The following is a 17,504-nucleotide window of genomic DNA, read 5'->3' on the forward strand; positions in this document are numbered from 1 at the left end:
ATGGCCACCACCGAATATACGATGCCGCGCGCCAAATTGGACAAGCCGGTGAAACTCTTGATCGTGGCCGCGCCGTTTTATCGCGAGATCGCCGACGACTTGATCAAGGGCGCCACTGCCGAGATCGAGGCCGTGGGCGGCACATACGAGGTTATCGAAGTTCCCGGTGCGCTGGAGATTCCCACAGCCATCGGCATTGCCGAGCGGATGTCGAATTTCGACGGCTATGTTGCGCTGGGCTGCGTGATCCGTGGTGAAACCACCCATTATGAAACGGTTTGCAACGACTCGTCGCGCGCCATCCAGATGCTGGGCCTTCAGGGTTTGTGCATCGGCAACGGCATTCTGACCGTGGAGAACGAGGCCCAGGCCGAGGCCCGTGCCAATCCCGAAAAAATGAACAAAGGCGCAGGCGCGGCCGCTGCGGCCTTGCATCTCATCTCGCTTGCCCATAAGTGGGGCGGCGCCCGCAAAGGGGTAGGTTTCCTGCCCGACGGTGAAGAATACCAGATCGCGGGCGAATTGAAGGACGACCCCACCGCATGACGCTCTCGGGCAACCAGAAACGCAAGATGAAAAGCGCCTCTCGGCTCTATGCCGTGCAGGCGCTTTATCAGATGGAACAATCCGGCCAGACGGTCGAACAGGTGATCGTCGAGTTCGAGGATTTCCGCTTTGGCGCTGAATATGACGAAGGCGAAATGGCCGAGGGCGATCCCGCACTGTTCCGCTCTCTGATGCAGGATGCCGTCAACTTCCAGGCGCCGATCGACCAGATGACCGACCGGGCGCTGGTGGCGAAATGGCCCATCGCCCGGATCGACCCGACCCTGCGCGCGCTGTTCCGTGCCGCCGGGGCCGAACTGACCCAGTCGAATACGCCGCCCAAGGTGGTGATCACCGAGTTCGTTGACGTCGCCCGCGCGTTCTTCCCCGAGGGCAAGGAGCCGCAATTCGTCAACGCCGTGCTCGATCACATGGCGCGCGAGGCAAAGCCCGAGGCGTTCTGAAAACAGGCCCTATTTCAAGACACCTGTGGTCACCCGTCCTTTTCGGGCGCCTGTCATGTGCGTCATGCGGACATTGTTGCCATCCATCTCGACTTTTAGGCAGGCCGTGCCGGTTTCCTTTTTGTTGATGATCAGGTTCCGGCAATACATGCGTTTGCTCCAGACCCAGCTGCCGTGGTAGCCGCCGCCGCTGTTCAACTTGCCGTCGGTCTTGCCATTGGCGCGCACGACACCATGGCCACCGTCGAAAACGATTTTCTTGCCGACAAAGATGTTTCGGAAGTCCGCTTCCTTCTTGATGCGTTTCCAGTTTTCCGCGCTGGCCGCGCCGGGCAACGCGATGGCAAGTCCAAGAATGAATGCACTCAATGCTTTGCTGCGCATGAATCCCTCCCAATATCAGTTGCTTCAATAGGTCCAGCCTAGCAGAGGGTGTGCCATCTGCCAAAGGCTTCGATCACCTGAAAAACCGGAGGCTGTGCTGGCCGTGGCTTGAGCAGGCTATTCCATCGTTGCCGAATAGGCACGCCCTTCGCCCTTGTCGCGAATGAGGCGCAGGTTATTGCCATCCACTTCAACCTGCATGCAGATCACGCCGGTCTCATCCCCGTCGATCACAAGGTTGCGGCAGTAAAACCCGTCTTCCCAGGTCCAGGTCCCCGTGTAATCCACCTCCTGCGGCTTTGTCAGGCTGCCCTCTGTGGTGCCATCGGCGTGGATCAACGTTGTGCCCACCGAAAAGGTAATCACCCGGCCCACCACCTGGTCGTTGAATTGCTCAGATGTCTCGATTCGCGTGAACTCGGCAAGTGCCGCCGTTGGGGTCGCCAGGGCGATGCTCAGAAGAAGGGCCTTGATCCGCATGTCACTCTCCTATGCAGCCGCAGGCGGCAACATGCCACCCAATCACGAAATCCGCGCCACCACGTAATCCGCAATGTCGCGCAGCATGTCGCGCACCTCATGTTTGGGCAACACCTCAAGCGCTGTTTTGGCCTTTTCGGCCCAGGCCAGCGCATCGTCGCGCGTCGCCGCCAACGTATCGTGTTTGTTCAACAGTCCAAGGGCGAACTCCAGATCGCCCTCGCCCTGCTTGCCCTTCTCGATGGTGCGCTGCCAGAAGGCGCGCTCCTCGGCATCGGCCTTGGCCACGGCCTTGATCACCGGCAGGGTCAGCTTGCGTTCGCGGAAATCGTCGCCCACGTTTTTGCCGGTTGCCGCCACGTCGCCGGAATAATCCAGCAGGTCATCGACGATTTGGAACGCAATCCCAAGCGCATCACCATAGTTGTAAAGCGCCTGCACCTGCTCTTCCGGCGCACCTGCAATCACGCCGCCCACCTCGGTGGCGGCTGAAAACAACGCAGCCGTCTTGCCCCGCACCACCTGCAGGTACACGCTTTCGTCGGTGCGCAGATCCTGCGCCGCTGTCAGCTGCAACACCTCACCTTCGGCGATCGTGGCCGAGGCATTGGCCAGAATGTCCAGCACGCGCAGCGATCCTGTTTCCACCATCAACTGAAAGGACCGCGAAAACAGGTAGTCGCCCACAAGAACGCTCGACTTGTTGTCCCAGAGCAGGTTCGCCGTCGGCCGTCCACGGCGCTGGCCGCTTTCATCGACCACGTCGTCATGCAACAGGGTCGCGGTGTGGATGAACTCGACCGTCGCCGCCAGATGCACGTCATAGGGTCCGTCATAGCCGCACAAATCCGCCGCCGCCAAGGTCAGCATCGGGCGCAAGCGTTTGCCCCCGGCTTCGACCAGATGTGCGGTCACTTCCGGGATGCGCGGCGCGTGTTCGCTCGCCATCCGCTCGCGGATCAGGACGTTGACCGCCGCCATCCCACCTTCGAGGTGCGCGGCAAGCCGTTCATGCGGTTTTACGGAAAGCTGGTCCAAGCTCTTCACACTCCCGTTGGCACGTCTCGACAAACCGATACCGATGCCCTTATCTCATCCCCATGAAACAGCTTCTCGCCACCTCCGACCCCACCGTGATCGCCTTTGCCAAGACACTGCTTCAGGGCGAGGGTATAACGGCCTTTGAAATGGACGTAAACATGAGCATTCTCGAAGGCTCCATTGGCATATTGCCGCGCCGTCTGATGGTGGCGGATGCCGAATTTGATGCCGCCGCCCGGGCGCTGCGTGACAACGATATAGAAGTCCATGACTGACCTGACGCGCGACCTGTTTCTGGGCGGGGCTTTGACGCTGCACCAGCCCAAAACGGGTTATCGCGCCGGGGTTGACCCTGTGTTGCTGGCGGCCGCGGTCAATGCCAGCGCCGGTCAGACCGTGCTGGACCTCGGCTGTGGGGCAGGGGCCGCCGCGCTTTGCCTTGGGCAGCGTATTCCCGGCCTCACCCTGACGGGGCTGGAACTGCAACCTGACTATGCCGCGCTGGCCCGTCGCAATGCCTCGGAAAACAATATCTTGCTCGAGGTACTCGAAGGCAACCTGACCCAGATGCCCGCCACTCTGAAGCAACGCCAGTTCAACCACGTCATCACCAATCCGCCGTACTTCGACCGCGCCCGTGGTAGCCGCGCCCCGGATACCCGCCGTGAGGTCGCGCTGGGGGGCGATACCGCGCTCGAGACCTGGATAGATCAGGCCGCCAAACGCCTTGCTCCAAGCGGTTATCTCCACATGATCCAGCGGGCAGAGCGCCTGCCCGAGGTTTTGACCCACGTGGCAAACCGTCTCGGTTCGATCCAGCTCCTGCCGCTGATCCCACGCCCCGGGCGGGACAGCCAGTTGGTGATCCTGCGGGCCCGCAAGGGCGGCCGGGCGGCCTTCCGCCTGCACGATGGTCTGCTGATGCACGACGGGGCCGAGCATCCCGGAGACCGGGAAAACTATTCTGAAACAATAGGCTCGGTCCTGCGCAACGGCGCGGGGCTGCCCTTCCCCGGCTGAAACGGCCTGCGAGCCGCTACCATTTCTTCATCTTTGCATGACGATCCTGCGTGACACTCGCCGGAATTTATGATGCACTTGTCGCACGGCTTTTACATTTCCAAAGGAGGACGCCCATGAGCTTGAGTTCGCATCTCGAGGAACTGAAGAAGAAACATCATGAGCTTTCGGAGCAGGTCGAGGAAGTTCAACGCACGCCCGGTTCATCCGATGCCGAGATCGCCGACCTGAAAAAACAGAAACTGCGTCTCAAGGAAGAAATCGCGCGGCTCGAAACCGCCGAATAATCAGGATCGCAATCTGGCGCGCGCGGCCAAAGCCGCGCCGCTGGCAATCAGTTCCACGTCCCGCGCGTGCACCCTGCACAAAACCGCAGTGTGTCATGGACTGTTGTCGGCAATGGAAATCTGTCCGGCGGGTATGATGTCCATCTGACCTGATACGTGGGCAAGCTTGTCTATCTCATCCAGTATCCAGGTTTTGAATGCCGCGATCTGCGGGCGTTTCTGCTCCCCTTCACGACACAGAAAGCGGAAATGGGCGTCAGTCCCCAACGCAAGCCGGTAAGGCGCAACCAACCGGCCCTCCGCAAGGTCTTTCACAACAAAACCCCGCCGGCCCATTACGACGCCGACTCCGGCCAGGGCTGCGTCGATGGCGTGGTCCGTCTGACTGAAGAAGGCCGTGTACTTGGGTTCGTGGGTGATACCAGCCGCCCGAAACCACGCGGGCCAGTCACACGGCGGGTCAAGAAAATCGACCGAGTGATCATAAATCAGTGGCGCCTGCTTCAAATCCTCGGGGGTCGGGTAAATGCGCGCCATGTCCGGTGTCATCACCGGGGTGACCCACTCCTTTGCAAGGGCAACGGAATGCAAGCCGGGATCGGGGCCATAACCAAAGCGAATGGCCACATCAATGTCATCCTGATCAAATGACACGATCCGCAACGAGGCCGAGAACCTGAGCTCAATTTCGGGATGTTGTCGCGCAAACTCGTATAGGCGCGGCGCCAGCCACTTGGATGTAAATCCGGGTCCGGCTGTAACGGTCAGGCTGTTGTCGTCCTGCAAGCGCCGCGTCGCCCGCCACGCCGCGCCCAGAGCCTCGAACCCGTCTCGCGCCCCCGGCGCCAGGGTGCGCCCGGCTTCGGTCAATTCCACCTTGCGGTTCAGCCGGTGAAACAGCAGCGTGCCCAGATGCTCCTCCAGCGACTTGATCTGGAATGACAGCGCCGCCGGGGTCACTCCCAACTCATCAGCGGCCAATGAAAACGACATGTGCCGGGCAGCAGCATCAAAGGCGCGCAACGCGGTCAATGGGGGAAGGCGGTCGGTCATAGTTAAGAAAATCTTAATTGAAGGCGCAGAAAGTCTCGTTTGCACCCAGCATACACGCAGATGTATCAAAGTCACATCGAAAATATTGAAGTAAAGAGGCCCCAGATGTTGGAAACCGCAACCACGACCCAGATGCAATCGCACTACCAATGCAGCCACGCTCTGCGCGCGCAGGCCTTTCGTTCGGTCTTCCGCTGGGTTGTGGGTCTGTTCAGATACGAAAAAGGGCCGCGCCGGATGGCGCGACCCCTTGATTGTGCGGCATGTGCCTGAGGCTTACACGAAGAATTGTGCGCCGTTGGCCGAGATGGTGCTGCCGTTGATAAAGCCGGCCTCGTCGCGTGCGAGGAAGGCCACGCAATCGGCGATTTCCGAAGGCTCGCCCAAGCGGCCTGCCGGGATACCAGCAATGATCGAATCACGCACTTTTTCCGGGATCGCCATGACCATTTCGGTGCCGATGTATCCGGGGCAGACGGCGTTGGCGGTGATGCCCGCGCGCGCGCCTTCTTGTGCCAGCGACTTGACGATCCCCAGATCGCCCGCCTTGGTGGCGGCATAGTTCACCTGCGCGAACTGGCCTTTCTGACCGTTGATCGACGAAATCACGATCACACGGCCGAACTTGCGCTCACGCATGCCGGGCCAGATCGGGTGCACGGTGTTGAACACGCCCGTGAGGTTGGTGTCGATCACCTGGTGCCACTGTTCGGGTGTCATCTTGTGGAACGGTGCGTCGCGGGTGATGCCGGCATTGGCGACAACCACTTCGATCGGGCCAAGATCGGCCTCGACCTGCTCGATGCCCGCCTTGGACGATTCGTAGTCGCCGACATTCCACTTGTAGGTCTTAATACCGGTTTCCTCGGTGAACTTGGCCGCGGCCTCGTCATTGCCGGCATAGGTGGCGGCAACTTCGTAGCCATCCGCTTTCAGCCGCTTCGAGATCGCCTCGCCAATACCGCGCGAGCCTCCGGTAACCAGTGCAACTCTTCCCATGGTGTCCTCCTGAATATCTGTATTGCGTTGGTAATGCTGTTACGCAGAATATCGGGAATACGCAACATTATTGCGCAAAGAAAATGCCGCAGCGCAGCTATTTTTTGCCGATTTTCCGCTGATTTCCCTTTCGAAACGAAAAAGGGCGCCGAATCGGCGCCCCTTTGGAATGTGTCACGCGACCATCAATCAGTCCCGCTCGAGGCACATGGCCACGCCCATGCCGCCACCGATGCACAGTGTGGCGAGACCCTTCTTGGCGTCGCGGCGCTGCATTTCGAACAGCAGGGTGTTAAGAACCCGTGCGCCCGAGGCGCCGATCGGGTGGCCGATGGCAATCGCGCCGCCGTTGACGTTCACAATCGCCGGATCCCAACCCATGTCCTTGTTCACGGCGCAGGCCTGTGCGGCGAAGGCTTCGTTGGCTTCGACCAGGTCAAGGTCCTCGGCCTTCCAACCGGCCTTTTCCAGCGCCTTGCGGCTGGCATAGATCGGGCCGACGCCCATGATCTTCGGGTCCAGCCCGGCGGTGGCGTAGGATGCGATCCGGGCCAGCGGCTGCAGGCCGCGTTTCTCGGCGTTGGCCGCGCTCATCAGCAGGGCACCGGCGGCGCCGTCATTGATTCCGCTCGCGTTGGCGGCGGTGACGCTGCCGTCCCTGGTGAAGGCCGGCCGCAGTTTCTGCATGGCCTCCATGGTGGCACCGTGACGGATGTATTCGTCCTTGTCGACAATGATGTCACCCTTGCGGGTCTTGACCGTGAAGGGGATCACCTCGTCGTCGAATTTCCCCGCTTTTTGAGCAGCTTCCGCCTTGTTTTGCGACGCAACGGCGAATTCGTCCTGCATCTCACGGCTGATCTGCCATTGCTCGGCCACGTTCTCGGCGGTCTGGCCCATGTGGTAACCGTTGAAGGCATCCCACAGACCGTCGCGGATCATCGAGTCGATGTATTTCACGTCACCCATCTTGGTGCCCGCGCGCAGGTGCGCCACGTGGGGGCTCAGTGACATGCTTTCCTGACCACCGGCGCATACGATGTCGGCATCGCCCAGCTGGATGTGTTGTGCGCCCAATGCCACCGCGCGCAGGCCCGAACCGCAAACCTGGTTGATGCCCCAGGCCGAGCTTTCGATCGGCAGGCCAGCGTTCACATGCGCTTGGCGCGCAGGGTTCTGGCCCTGGCCGCCGGTCAGCACTTGGCCCAGGATGGTCTCGCTCACCTCGCCCTTTTCAACGCCGGCACGCTCGACCAGTGCTTCCAGGACGGCCGAGCCCAGATCATGGGCGGGGGTGTTGGCAAACGAACCCGAAAACGAGCCGACGGCGGTACGTGCGGCGCTTGCGATTACAACATTGGTCATGCAGAATTCCTCTTCCCTGGTTGGGGCCGGGATGCTGGACTGCGCCGGACACTTGGACCGGGGCGCGACCCGCAACGGGGGCCCTGTTCCGGGCCTGAATAGCGGAAATTCTGCGTTGCGGCAACACACGGCATGCAATTGCATGCGCGACAGGGCGACACAGACGCGTACTTTGGCATGGCTTCGCCGGGGCAAAGGGGGTGTTCAGCCTGCCCGCGCGGTCGTCTCGACATGACGTTCCCAGATCGGATGCACCGTCGGCGCGCCATAGTAGTACCCTTGCAGGCAATCGACCCCGATGGCGGTCAGATAGGCCGCATTCTCGGCGCTTTCGACAAACTCGGCCACGGTGAACATGTCGAATTGCTGGGCGATGCTGACCAGCGCCCGGGTCAGAACCTGATTATCGGGATCGCAATGAATGCCGCGAATGAACTGCCCGTCGATCTTGAGAACGTCGAAGAAGAAATCCTTGAGATAGCGGAACGAGGTGAACCCGGCCCCGAAATCATCCAGCGCAAAGCTGATCCCCTTGCTTTGCAACGGCTCCATGAAATTCACCACCAGTTCCGGCGCGTTCATCGCCGAACTCTCGGTGATTTCAAGGATCAGCCGCTCGGCCGCTGTGGCGTCACGGTGCAATCCACGTTTCAGCGTTCGCATCCAGCGGTCATAACCGATCGAGCGGGCGGACATGTTGATCGAAAGCCGCAACCGGGGATGTTCGGCCAGAACTGCCAGCCCCTGTTCCAGCGCCAGGCAATCCATGATCCGCCCGGTCTCGGTGGTTTCAATCTGGTGAATGAACTCACCGGCAGGGATGATCCGCCCGGATTCGTCCCTGACCCGCAACAGTCCTTCGTAGAAGGCGGCGAATTCCGGGCGTTTGGCTTGAACCACGGGCTGAAATGCCAGCATCACCTGTTTATGGCGGACCGCGTCGTCAACTGTTTGTAGCACGGACTTATTACGTGACTGCACGGCATAACTGACCGGGTCCTCATGCCCGGTCGGAATATCGGCCCATTTTCCCTTGCGGTTGCGCCCCATCGTGCCCTCCGTTCCGAGGTGGCGTCGCACCACCACATAGAGGCAGTTTGCGATGCAAGTGTTGAACAGAGGGTTAATTTTCGGCCAATGGCTAAATTTCTTCAGGAAATCCTGAAACCAGGGTCTCAATCATCCGGTCGCGCCAGTGTAAAGGCCTCGGGCACCAGCGCATAATCGCGATATCCCAACCGCGCCAGTGGCACAAACGTCGTGATGTCGAACATGCCGTCCTTCAGGCAATCGTCGCGCAGATGTATCCCGGTCACGGTTCCAAAACAGACGTAATTCGCGTCACCATCCATCCGGATGATCTGGGTCATCCGGCATTCAAGCGTCGCGGGTGCACCCGACACCCGGGCGCAGTCGATGGTTTCACACGCGGCCCGTTCCACCCCGGCATGGTCGAACTCGGACTGCCCGGCGGGCAGGGTCTGCGAGCTTTTGTTCATCGCGTCTGTCGCCGCGTGTTCCACCATGTTGACGCAGAAGATGCCGGTTTCACGGATATTGGCCAGGCTGTCCTTGGTGCCGTCGCGGTCTGGCTTATCTCCCGTTGTGGAAAACATCACCTGCGGTGGCGTATAGGCCACCCCGTTGAAAAACGAATAGGGCGCAAGGTTGTCGACCCCGTCCTTGCCGCGGGTCGAGATCCAGCCGATGGGCCGTGGCACAATGAGTGCGTTGAACGGGTTATGTGGCAATCCGTGGCCGTCTTCGGGACGATAAAACATGGGTGCGTTTCCTATTCCGTTTGCCCCATGTGTACGTGCGTGCTAGGGGCGTTTCCAGCCTGAAACCATCACGTTACCAAGGAAAGCCCCGTGTTTACGCTGAGTTCTGAGAGCGCCGAGGACTGGTGGGAGGTCGAAGCCCTCTACGATCTCTGCTTTGCTCCGGGCCGCACCGCGCTGAGCTCGTACCGGCTGCGTGAAGGGGTGGAACCGGTGGCGGGCCTGTCGCTGGTGGCGCGCGAAGACGGAATCGTGGCGGGTGCCATCCGCTATTGGCCGGTGCTGGTTGGCGCGGCGCGGGTGCTGCTTCTGGGCCCGGTGGCGGTGCACCCCACCCACCAGGGTGAGGGGCTGGGCGGGCTGTTGATCCGCGAAAGCCTTGCGATCGGCCGTGAAACCGGCTGGGAACGGGTCATGTTGGTCGGTGATGAACCCTATTATGGCAAGTTTGGCTTCACCCGGCTTTCCGGCGTCACGATGCCACCGCCGACCAACCCCGACCGGGTTCTCGGCCTTGATCTGTCCCCCGATGCATGGGCTGGAATCACCGGCGCGGTTGTCCGCGACGCTTGAAATCTTGTGCTTCAGGGCCAATCTCTACGGCAGTGATCCTAACAGAGAGCACCCATGGAAATTCTGCCCGATACCCCCGCCGACCTGAATGTCGACGCCGAACTTGACGCCCTGGCCAAGCGCTATCGCGGCGCGTCCGGGGCCGGGATCCAGCTTCTGAACCTGATCGGCGGGCAGACCGAATCCCTTCTGGAGAAACTGCCCGACGGGGTGAGAAATGCCCTTTCCGGTCAGACCGAGGCGGCGCTGCGCGTGGCGCTCAAGGCGGCCCATGGCTCACGTAATGCCGTGCCGGACCAGCCGGGATGGCTCAACACCGCGCTTGCCACGGCGATGGGCGCCGCCGGTGGGGCAGGAGGGCTGCCCACCGCGCTGGCCGAATTGCCGGTCACCACGACCGTTTTGTTGCGCGCCATCCAGGGCATCGCTGCCGAACACGGGTTCGACCCGGAAGAGGAGGGTGTGCAGTTCGACTGTATCCAGGTGTTTTCCGCCGCCGGCCCGCTGGAACATGACGACGGTTCCGACCTTGCCTTCATCTCGACCCGTGTTCTGGTCACTGGCACCGCGCTGCAATCCCTGATCGCCCGTGTCGCTCCGCGCCTGGCGGTGGTTCTGGGTCAGAAACTCGCCGCCCAGACCGTGCCCATCCTCGGCGCCGTGGCAGGCGCGGCGACGAACTATGCCTATACAAGCTATTATCAGGACATGGCGCATGTGCATTTCGGCTTGCGCCGTCTGGCGATCACTGCCGACCGCGATCAGGACGAGCTGATTGCCGACCTGCGCGAGCGGGTGCGGATGCCGCCGGTCAAAAAGGCGGGGTAGGAGTACTGGAACGAAACTTGTCTAGCTCGGTCGAGAGTGTTTCAAATCGGTATCGTAAACACTTTCTTGTATCGAGGTTCCGCTTCTAGTTCGTTTATCAGTTCTGCGAACTCTCTCCGGCTTGCAAAACGCTGACCGGCCCTGTCAAATTCGATGCCTGTGAGATGAAAGTTTGAATAGGCGTTTAGGAAGCGACGATTTTCACTCGATACATGTTCCTCGCCTTTCAGAGCTTCTTTTGCATTTTCGTACCACGTCGCGGCATCGGACAAGTTCCCTGACTCTCTTAGAACATCGGCGAGCAACACTTTTAGCCCAACAGAACTCTGCTGAGATTTTGTAAGCTTGCTAGCCAATTGTTTTGCAGTGTCGAATTCGCCGCGCTGCACAAGGCGCTGAATTCGCATAACGTAAAGATTGGTTTTGAGCCTGCGAAACAAGTTTCTCGGTTTCCCTAGTCAATTAGCCGCGATTGTATGAAACTTGGCCAAAACTGAGTGCTTCAATTGTCTCGTATAGCCGACTAAAGCCGTTTTCCTCACGCTGGCATCGTCACGTTCTTCTCTTTGAGATAGTCCATCACCATCGGCCGCACTGACTGCACGCCGGTGTCGCGCGCCGCGTGGATCACGTCGCGCAGTTCGGACAAATTCAACTGCCGGATCATGCTTTTGACCGGACCAATCGAGGCAGGCCGCATCGACAGCGTATCCATTCCCAGCGCCGCAAAACACGCGGCTTCCACCGGGCGCCCGGCATCCTCGCCACAAAATGACAGCGGCGTTTCATGCTCGCGGCAACGCTCGACAATCCGCTCAATGAAGCTCAGGAAACTGACATTGAGCGTGTCATAGCGCCGCCGCACCCGCTCGTTTTCCCGGTCGGCGGCGAAGAAGAACTGTTTCAGGTCATTGCCGCCGATCGACAGGAACCCGACCTCCTCAAAGAACTTGTCTGGGGCAAAGGCGATCGAGGGCGTTTCCAGCATCGCTCCGACCTGCAAATCCAATGGCACGGGATGGCCCAACGCCCGTTCCCTTGCCAGCGCCTTGCCCAGCTGGCGCACGGCGGCCTTATATTCCTCGAACTGGGCGATGAATGGAAACATCACCACCAGGGGCCGCCCAGCAGCCGCCCTGAGCAGCGCCTGCAACTGCATCCTGAGCACACCGGGCTTGTCCAGTCCCACCCGGATCGCCCGCCAGCCCATTGCCGGGTTGGGTTCATCCTGCGCCGTCATGTAGGGCAGCACTTTGTCCGACCCAATGTCGAGCGTACGGAACACCACGCGTACACCGTGAGCGGCATCCATCACCTGCCCATAGAGCGCCGATAGCTCGCCCCGGCGCGGCATCTTGTTGCGGATCAGGAATTGCAGCTCGGTGCGGAACAGGCCCACGCCTTCGGCGCCTGAGCTGTCGAGCGACGGCAGATCGGCCATCAGCCCCGCGTTCATGTCGAGTTTCACCACATGCCCATCAAGGCTTTTCGCCGGCTTGTCGCGGATTGAGGCGTAGCGTTCCAGCGCCTCGGTGTGCATTGCCATCTTGTCGCGAAACGCGGCAACCACGCTTTCGTCGGGGCGCAGGTGCACCACGCCCTGATCGCCATCGACCATGATGTGATCGCCGTTCAACGCCTCGGTGGTGATCTTCTCGGCATGGATGACCAGTGGAATGGCCAACGCCCGCGCCACGATGGCCGCATGTGACCCGACCGACCCTTCTTCCAGGACGATCCCTTTCAGGCTGCGCCCATAATCCAGCAACTCTGCCGGGCCGATATTACGTGCGATCAGCACCGGGTTGGCCGGCATCTCGGCCCCGGTCTCGGCGCCCTGGCCGGTCAAAATGCGTAGCAGGCGGTTACTGAGGTCATCCAGATCATGCAACCGTTCGCGCAGATACTGGTCGGTGACCTGCTCCATACGCGCCCGTGCGGTGGATTGCTCCTTTTCCACCGCCGCCTCGGCGCTGAGGCCCCGGCCAATATCTTCTTCCATTCGCCGCATCCAGCCCTTGGAATTGGCAAACATGCGATAGGCTTCCAGCACCTGCATCTGCTCGGCATCGCCGCCCTTGGCGCCGTCGAGCATCTGGTCAACACTCACGCGAAGGGCCTCGACCGCTTCGTGCAACCGCTCCATCTCACGCTGCGGATCGTCGGCAATCGGGTTTGTGACCACGACGCGCGGCTCATGCAGCCATACATGGCCCTCTTCCGCGCCTTCCTGGCCCGAATGGCCGTGAAACAGCGCCGGTTGGGTATGGCGCGCCGACAGGGCCGCACCTTCGCCGACAAAGGCGCCCAATTCGGCCATCTCGGCCAGAACCATCGCGACCACTTCCATGGTCTCGACCTCTTCGTCAGCAAACTCGCGTGCCGTCTTTGACTGCACCACCAGCACGCCCAGATTCTCGCCCAGCCTCTGGATCGGCAGGCCCAGGAACGAGGAGAAAATCTCCTCGCCGGTCTCCGGCATGTAGCGGAACCCCTTTTCCGACGGCGCATCGGCGGTGTTGACCACCTTGCCATACTTGGCGACACGTCCGACCAGACCTTCTCCCAGCTTCATCCGCGTCTGGTGCACCGAATCCGGGTTCAACCCTTCGGTGGCGCAAAGCTCCAGCGTTTCCTCGTCGCGAAACAGATAGACCGAGCAGACTTCGCAATGGGTTTCCTCGGCGATCAGATGGGTGATCTGGTCGAGCCGCTCCTGGCCTTCCCCTTCCTCGGCCATGACAGACCGCAGCCGGCCCAGAAGCTGGCGGCTGTTGGTCTTGTGTGTCTCTTGACCGGTCATTCGCAATCTACCCTTTCTGGGTGCATTTTCTTCAATTCATACGAGCATTCCGGGAATCTCACCCGTCACATCGGCGATCTTTGTAACAAACATGCCGGGACATGTCGCCGCGATCCACAGAAAAGGGCGTCTTTTTCGAAATTTTAGGCCGCTTGTCCAAATCGCAGGCAATTCAGATTGGCTGCAATGCCCTTCGAAGGGCATTGGACACGCGATTTCGAAATCGCGTAAGAACCGGCTCCAAGCGCCTTCGAAGGCGCTTTTGCAAGGCCTTTCGAAAGGCCTTGGCCGCGTCCGTCCGGTGTTAGGCCGCTTTTTCCAACTCGAACGCATCGTGCAGCGCCTGCACGGCCAGCTCCATGTATTTGCGGTCGACCAGCACGGAAATCTTGATCTCGGATGTCGCGATCACCTTGATGTTGATGCCTTCGTCGCTGAGCGTCTTGAACATTTTCGCCGCCACGCCAGATTGCGAGCGCATGCCGATGCCCACGGCCGAAACCTTGGCCACATCGGTATCGGCGATCAGATCGTGGAAATTGATCTCGCCGGCTTCCTTGGCTCCGTTCAGCGCTTTTTCCGCCCGCTTCACCTGGTCGGTAGGGCAGGAGAAGGTCATGTCGGTGCGCCCCTCTTCCGAGATGTTCTGGATGATCATGTCCACATTCACCCCAGCTTCGCTCAGCGGGCCAAAAATCGCTGCAGCGATGCCGGGCCGGTCGGCCACGCTCACGAGCGTCATCTTGGCTTCATCACGGCTATAGGCGATGCCCGATACAGGACGGTTTTCCATGACTTCCTCCTCATCGCAGACGAGCGTTCCCGCTGTGTCGCTTTGTTCCTCGAAACTGCTCAGTACCCGCAGTTTCACATGATAGCGCATTGCCAGCTCGACCGAGCGGGTCTGCAGAACCTTGGCCCCGAGCGAGGCCAGTTCCAGCATTTCTTCGAATGAAATCTTGTCGAGCTTGCGCGCCTTGTCGGCAATCCGCGGGTCGGTGGTATAGACCCCGTCCACATCGGTGTAGATGTCGCAGCGTTCAGCCTCAAACGCTGCAGCAAAAGCCACGGCAGTTGTATCCGATCCGCCCCGGCCCAGCGTGGTGATCCGCCCATCCGGCCCGATTCCCTGGAAACCCGCAACCACGGCCACCCTCATGCCCTCGCCGAACTTGGCGTTGATATTGTCGGTGGGGATTTCCTCGATCCGCGCGGCGGCGTGGGCATCGGTCGTCTTGACCGGCACCTGCCAGCCTTGCCAGCTGCGCGCCGGCACATCCATTTCCTGCAGCGTCAACGCCATCAGCCCGGCTGTCACGTTCTCGCCCGAGCTGACAACCGCATCATATTCGCGCGCGTCGTAAAGGGGCGAGACCTCATCAACGTAACCCACCATCTTGTTGGTTTCACCCGACATGGCGCTGACGATGACGATCACGTCATAGCCCTTGGCTACCTCGACACCGATGCGCTTGGCCGCGCGGCGGATGCGGTCGATATTGGCGACCGAGGTGCCGCCGAATTTCATCACGAGAACAGGCATCTGATCTTTCCGGATTCCCTTGGTTGGGCGGGGTTTATTGCGGTTGGCGGCCAAGGGCAAGCCACGAACGGGCGCGAAAGGCGCACCGATATGGCACGGCCTGTTGCATCTCAGTTGGCCCGGCGCGGTGTGCGAGGTATGCCCGCCATTGTGTCTGGGTGGGCCGCGCTCACTCGGCCGCGGTTGCCAGCCCTTTGCCAGCCCTTCCACCGAAATAGGACCGCAGCAGCGGGAAATACTTGAACTGCTGCTCGATCTCTGCCGCGTCCAGCATGCGGTCGCCATGTCGCGCGCGCGAGTCGTTGTGGTCATGCACAGTGCGCAGGTAAAACGGCCTGTTGGCCCCGGCCAATCGCGAGCCGAACCGAATGCCGGCCTTCAAGTGACTGAGGTTGAACAGGTTTTTCTTATGTGCTGGCGGTTTTACGATGGTCAGCCCAAGGTTGGTCCAGGGCACGTAGCGTTGCGACAGCCACGGCTCTTCGTCGCCATCGCGCAGGCCAAGGGTAAAGCCGCGCGGGAAGCTGATGAACGAGATCGGATCGTTGGCATAGGGCGTACCCAGAACGGTTTCCGCCTCGAACCGGCAGGCTTCGACGAAATCAACCGACACTGCGTCGTCGTCGTCCAGAACGCTTTGCGCGATCCAATCCTGGTCGGCGTAGTTTTCGCGGGTGTAGTAATCGAGCACCTTTCCGACATACTTCTGAGGCCGAAAAATCACCCGCGCCTGTGTCGGCAGATAGTCGTTGCACATCTCGGTCAGCCGCGCCTGATATTGCTCGGGCATGAAGGTCGACGAGATCACCAGATGTTCGAAGTCGCCATGGGTCTGGTCGGCCAGGCTTTGCAACGTGATCTTCTCGAACATCTCGAATCGCGGGTCGAGCCGCTCCGGCGCGAACAGTTCGCCGGGATCTCTGCTTGCGGATGACTTCCAGCCGGATTTTCCGAAAAAGGAAAAACGCGTCACAAGAATGACTTTCATTGGATAACCTGCCGATTTTGTTTTGCCTGTTTTCTCCCTTTTTAATCAAAATTGCCGACCGGTCGCGTAAAATTCTCCCCGGCGCGGCAAAATCCGGGCAAGTGAATCCTGCAAGTCACAGAAAGGGCAGGGAGGTCAGGTTCAGAAGACGTGCGGACGCCCGTCCCAGTTCTCAAAGCTGCCCGTGCTGGCAAGCGACAGTGCGTCAAACCGCGCCATCAAACCGGCGGCGGATTCCTCGACGTTAATCGCCGCCGCATCGCCGCCCATGTCGGTCTTCACCCAGCCGGGGTGATAAATGCCCACGGCAATGCCCTCGGGCTTCAGGTCCACCGCCAGGTTGCGCCCCAGGTTCAGCGCCGCCGCCTTGGACGAGCGATAGATATAAGCCCCGCCCGGCGCGTTGGTGTCGCTGGCCATGGTGCTGGAAATAATCGCGATTTTTGCATCGCGCGCCGCCCGCAGGTTGGGCAGAAGTGCCTGGATCGACAGGAACACCCCGGTCACGTTGGCGGCAAAGGTCTCGGCCCACATCTGCGCCGGATAGCCCTCGATGCTTTCGCCCTTGTCGAGGTAAACTCCGGCGTTGCACAGAAGCAAATCCACCGGCTGCCTTTCCAGAGACTTGGCAAAGGCCACGACCGATTCCGGATTGGTCACGTCCAGGGTCGCCCCCGTCGCCCCATCCCGCGAAGTGCCTGTTACCTTCGCGCCCTGTGCCCTGTAGCGTCCGGCGATTTCCCTGCCGATGCCCCGATTGGCACCGGTGATCACGATATGGGGCTGGGTCATGTGCTTTCGTCCTACGTAGGGTGGGTGTTATCCCACCATTACCACGCAGCCTCCGAAACACCACAGGTCTCAGTTCGTCTTGCGCCCCGGACGGAACGGCAGCGGCGCAACCGGCACACCGTCCTCGATCAGCTTTTTGGCCTCGTCCGGCTTGGCCTCGCCATAGATCGCGCGTTCCGGGGTGTCGCCATCATGCATGGCGCGGGCCTCGCGGGCAAATTCCATGCCGACATATTCCGAATTGGCCTCGACATGTTCCTTCAGCTTGGCCAGCGCCTGTTCCTCGGGGCTGGCCGGTGCCGACAAAGGCCCCGGCGAGGGCTCAGCCGGGACCGCCGCCTTTGCCGCGCTGCGTGCCGGGCGCACCCGTGGTGCCATGATCGCTTTCTCGACATCCGTCGAGGCGCAGACCGCACAGCTCACCATGCCGGCCGCCTTGAGCTTGTCAAAGGCCTCGGCCGACTGGAACCAGCTGTCGAAACGGTGGTCCTTGTCGCATTTGAGGGTGAACTGGATCATTGAGCCCATCTGCATTGCGTCGTGAACATAGTAGTACA

The 17,504-nt window shown here is 60.6% G+C and carries 21 protein-coding genes; 7 read left to right on the top strand and 14 right to left on the bottom strand.

From position 1 onward, the window contains the following. Positions 1-546, top strand: a complete 546-nt coding sequence (locus RXV86_RS15215; RefSeq protein WP_316301107.1) for a 6,7-dimethyl-8-ribityllumazine synthase — start codon at positions 1-3, stop codon at positions 544-546. Further along, complete coding sequence (gene nusB / locus RXV86_RS15220) at positions 543-1,010, top strand: transcription antitermination factor NusB (RefSeq protein WP_316301108.1); 468 nt, start codon at positions 543-545, stop codon at positions 1,008-1,010. Before RXV86_RS15215 ends, nusB begins: the two co-directional genes overlap by 4 nt. Before the next feature lie 9 nt (positions 1,011-1,019). On the opposite strand, the gene RXV86_RS15225 is transcribed toward nusB, so the two are convergent. From RXV86_RS15225 to RXV86_RS15235, 3 genes are all read right to left on the bottom strand, one after another. After that, on the bottom strand, positions 1,020-1,394 hold the full coding sequence (locus RXV86_RS15225) for a hypothetical protein (RefSeq protein WP_316301109.1): 375 nt from the start codon (positions 1,392-1,394) through the stop codon (positions 1,020-1,022). 117 nt (positions 1,395-1,511) lie between these two features. After that, complete coding sequence (locus tag RXV86_RS15230; RefSeq protein WP_316301110.1) at positions 1,512-1,874, bottom strand: hypothetical protein; 363 nt, start codon at positions 1,872-1,874, stop codon at positions 1,512-1,514. Between the two features lie 42 nt (positions 1,875-1,916). Beyond that, a complete protein-coding gene (locus RXV86_RS15235) occupies positions 1,917-2,855 on the bottom strand; it encodes a polyprenyl synthetase family protein (protein ID WP_316301572.1) in 939 nt (312 codons plus the stop codon). A gap of 119 nt (positions 2,856-2,974) precedes the next feature. Here RXV86_RS15235 and RXV86_RS15240 point away from each other — a divergent pair, with 119 nt between their 5' ends. The 3 genes from RXV86_RS15240 to RXV86_RS15250 all read left to right on the top strand — a co-directional run bounded on the left by RXV86_RS15240 (position 2,975) and on the right by RXV86_RS15250 (position 4,222). Further along, a complete protein-coding gene (locus tag RXV86_RS15240; protein ID WP_316301111.1) occupies positions 2,975-3,190 on the top strand; it encodes a DUF2007 domain-containing protein in 216 nt (71 codons plus the stop codon). Further along, positions 3,183-3,935, top strand: coding sequence for a methyltransferase (locus RXV86_RS15245; protein ID WP_316301112.1), 753 nt, complete (start codon positions 3,183-3,185; stop codon positions 3,933-3,935). Before RXV86_RS15240 ends, RXV86_RS15245 begins: the two co-directional genes overlap by 8 nt. 116 nt (positions 3,936-4,051) lie before the next feature. After that, on the top strand, positions 4,052-4,222 hold the full coding sequence (locus tag RXV86_RS15250) for a YdcH family protein (protein WP_316301113.1): 171 nt from the start codon (positions 4,052-4,054) through the stop codon (positions 4,220-4,222). A gap of 93 nt (positions 4,223-4,315) precedes the next feature. Here RXV86_RS15250 and RXV86_RS15255 read toward each other — a convergent pair whose 3' ends face one another. From RXV86_RS15255 to RXV86_RS15275, 5 genes are all read right to left on the bottom strand, one after another. Next, positions 4,316-5,275 carry a transcriptional regulator GcvA gene (locus RXV86_RS15255; RefSeq protein ID WP_316301114.1) on the bottom strand — a complete coding sequence of 320 codons (960 nt, stop codon included), beginning with the start codon at positions 5,273-5,275 and terminating at the stop codon, positions 4,316-4,318. A gap of 276 nt (positions 5,276-5,551) precedes the next feature. Next, entirely contained in the window at positions 5,552-6,274 is a 723-nt protein-coding gene (gene phbB / locus RXV86_RS15260) for an acetoacetyl-CoA reductase (protein ID WP_316301115.1), read from the bottom strand. Positions 6,275-6,463: 189 nt separating this feature from the next. Then, complete coding sequence (locus RXV86_RS15265; protein ID WP_316301116.1) at positions 6,464-7,639, bottom strand: acetyl-CoA C-acetyltransferase; 1,176 nt, start codon at positions 7,637-7,639, stop codon at positions 6,464-6,466. A gap of 204 nt (positions 7,640-7,843) precedes the next feature. Then, positions 7,844-8,689, bottom strand: a complete 846-nt coding sequence (locus RXV86_RS15270; protein ID WP_316301117.1) for an EAL domain-containing protein — start codon at positions 8,687-8,689, stop codon at positions 7,844-7,846. Between the two features lie 125 nt (positions 8,690-8,814). Then, positions 8,815-9,420, bottom strand: a complete 606-nt coding sequence (locus RXV86_RS15275; protein WP_316301118.1) for a flavin reductase family protein — start codon at positions 9,418-9,420, stop codon at positions 8,815-8,817. 90 nt (positions 9,421-9,510) lie between these two features. Between RXV86_RS15275 and RXV86_RS15280 the strand changes: the two genes are divergently transcribed. Both RXV86_RS15280 and RXV86_RS15285 read left to right on the top strand, forming a co-directional pair. Next, complete coding sequence (locus RXV86_RS15280; protein ID WP_316301119.1) at positions 9,511-9,993, top strand: N-acetyltransferase; 483 nt, start codon at positions 9,511-9,513, stop codon at positions 9,991-9,993. Positions 9,994-10,047: 54 nt separating this feature from the next. Next, positions 10,048-10,821: an EcsC family protein gene (locus tag RXV86_RS15285; protein WP_316301120.1), complete on the top strand. Its 774-nt coding sequence runs from the start codon at positions 10,048-10,050 to the stop codon at positions 10,819-10,821. 41 nt (positions 10,822-10,862) lie between these two features. Here RXV86_RS15285 and RXV86_RS15290 read toward each other — a convergent pair whose 3' ends face one another. The 6 genes from RXV86_RS15290 to RXV86_RS15315 all read right to left on the bottom strand — a co-directional run bounded on the left by RXV86_RS15290 (position 10,863) and on the right by RXV86_RS15315 (position 17,466). Continuing rightward, on the bottom strand, positions 10,863-11,228 hold the full coding sequence (locus RXV86_RS15290; RefSeq protein WP_316301121.1) for a hypothetical protein: 366 nt from the start codon (positions 11,226-11,228) through the stop codon (positions 10,863-10,865). A gap of 131 nt (positions 11,229-11,359) precedes the next feature. Further along, a complete protein-coding gene (gene ptsP, locus RXV86_RS15295; protein ID WP_316301122.1) occupies positions 11,360-13,624 on the bottom strand; it encodes a phosphoenolpyruvate--protein phosphotransferase in 2,265 nt (754 codons plus the stop codon). Between the two features lie 304 nt (positions 13,625-13,928). Continuing rightward, on the bottom strand, positions 13,929-15,167 hold the full coding sequence (locus RXV86_RS15300; RefSeq protein WP_316301123.1) for an aspartate kinase: 1,239 nt from the start codon (positions 15,165-15,167) through the stop codon (positions 13,929-13,931). Positions 15,168-15,336: 169 nt separating this feature from the next. After that, positions 15,337-16,155: a glycosyltransferase gene (locus RXV86_RS15305; protein WP_316301124.1), complete on the bottom strand. Its 819-nt coding sequence runs from the start codon at positions 16,153-16,155 to the stop codon at positions 15,337-15,339. A gap of 141 nt (positions 16,156-16,296) precedes the next feature. After that, positions 16,297-16,947, bottom strand: coding sequence for an SDR family oxidoreductase (locus tag RXV86_RS15310; protein ID WP_316301125.1), 651 nt, complete (start codon positions 16,945-16,947; stop codon positions 16,297-16,299). A gap of 69 nt (positions 16,948-17,016) precedes the next feature. After that, positions 17,017-17,466: a DUF1178 family protein gene (locus RXV86_RS15315; protein WP_316301573.1), complete on the bottom strand. Its 450-nt coding sequence runs from the start codon at positions 17,464-17,466 to the stop codon at positions 17,017-17,019. Between the last annotated feature and the right edge of the window lie 38 nt (positions 17,467-17,504).

Origin of the sequence: Aliisedimentitalea sp. MJ-SS2, assembly GCF_032586155.1 — a bacterium.
Lineage (GTDB): Bacteria > Pseudomonadota > Alphaproteobacteria > Rhodobacterales > Rhodobacteraceae > JAWHTC01.